This window comes from Vibrio sp. 10N.222.46.A1, from assembly GCF_041473595.1.
Lineage (GTDB): Bacteria > Pseudomonadota > Gammaproteobacteria > Enterobacterales > Vibrionaceae > Vibrio > Vibrio tasmaniensis_A.
This window is the reverse complement of sequence record NZ_JBFRSN010000992.1, coordinates 1-1359: the sequence shown is the minus strand read 5'-3', so window position 1 is coordinate 1359 and position 1359 is coordinate 1. Positions and strand designations below refer to the sequence as shown.

Here is a 1359-nt window from a genome sequence, read left to right as displayed (position 1 = left end):
TCAACTTGCCTTGTATATTGGCTGGTTCATTATCATGGTTCTCGGTATTCGCCTTGGCCACGAATACAAAGACTTAGAAAAAGCGGCACTCAAAGGAATATCCAATGGCTTAGGCGCGGTTTTAATACTTTTAGCCGTTGGCGCTCTTGTTGGTACTTGGATCTCAGGCGGGATCGTACCTACTATCATTTACTATGGTCTGAAAGCTATCCACCCTTCTATCTTCCTTTTAGCGACCATGATTATCTGTTCTCTAACCGCATTGGCAACTGGTACTTCTTGGGGCGCTGCGGGTACAGCAGGTATCGCGATGATGGGTATTGGCCAAGGCCTAGGTGTTCCAGCACCGATTACTGCAGGTGCAGTGCTGTCAGGTTGTTACTTCGGCGACAAGATGTCTCCACTTTCTGATTCAGTGATTCTGGCTTCTTCAATGTCTGGTGTTGAAGTGGTTGAGCACATCAAGGGCATGCTGCCAGTTGCGTTAATCAGCTACGTGATTACTGGCATCATGTTTACTGCGTTTGGTTTTCACTACGCAGGTAACGTTGACATGAGCCAAGTAGATTCTGTCATTAAAGCAATGGAAGTTCAGTTCTACATCACGCCTTACTCATTTGTCCCAGTACTGATCGTGCTTGGTCTGTTGGCTTTCCGCATGCCTTCATTCCCGGTAATCAGCTTCGGTTCTCTGCTAGGTATTATCTGGGCAGTCATGATCCAAGATATCGATTTCCTAACGGCATTCAATACTGCTTGGGCACCGTTCTCTATCTCCTCTGGCGTAGAGTTTATTGACTCGATTCTTAACCGTGGCGGCATGTCTTCAATGCTTGGTTCGGTAGCGGTAATTGTGTTTGGTTTAGGTTTTGGTGGCTTACTGGATAAAGTGGGCGTATTAGAGACGATTGCTAAGGTGTTCGAGCGCCGAGTAAATAGCGCAGGCTCTCTAGCAACAAGCACGATCGGCACGGCTTTCATGGGTAACGTGTTCGGTTCTGCGATGTACGTATCGTTAATCCTTACGCCAAAAATCTGTGCGAAGAACTACGACCGTTTGGGCTACAAACGTAAGAACCTATCTCGTAATGCTGAGTTTGGTGGCACGTTAACCTCAGGCATGGTTCCTTGGAGTGATAACGGTATCTACATGGCGAGTATTCTTGGTGTCGCAACGCTCTCTTACGCTCCGTTCATGTGGTTGAGCTTCATCTGTATCCTCGTGACTATCGTAACGTCTTACATGGGTTGGTTCGTTGATAAATGTGAACCAACAGCACCAGCGCTTGAAACTGAAGAAGCCGCTGAACTGAGCAAGCAACAAGCTTAAGCTAAGGCTTTAGTGCTTAAGCACAAAAA

The 1359-nt window shown here is 46.9% G+C and carries 1 protein-coding gene; it reads left to right on the top strand.

Annotated elements, in window-relative coordinates; translation table 11 throughout:
* The coding region (gene nhaC, locus AB4496_RS22955) for a Na+/H+ antiporter NhaC (protein WP_372132087.1) at nucleotides 1–1330 on the top strand (1330 nt) is incomplete at its 5' end.
* Nucleotides 1331–1359 lie beyond the last annotated feature (29 nt).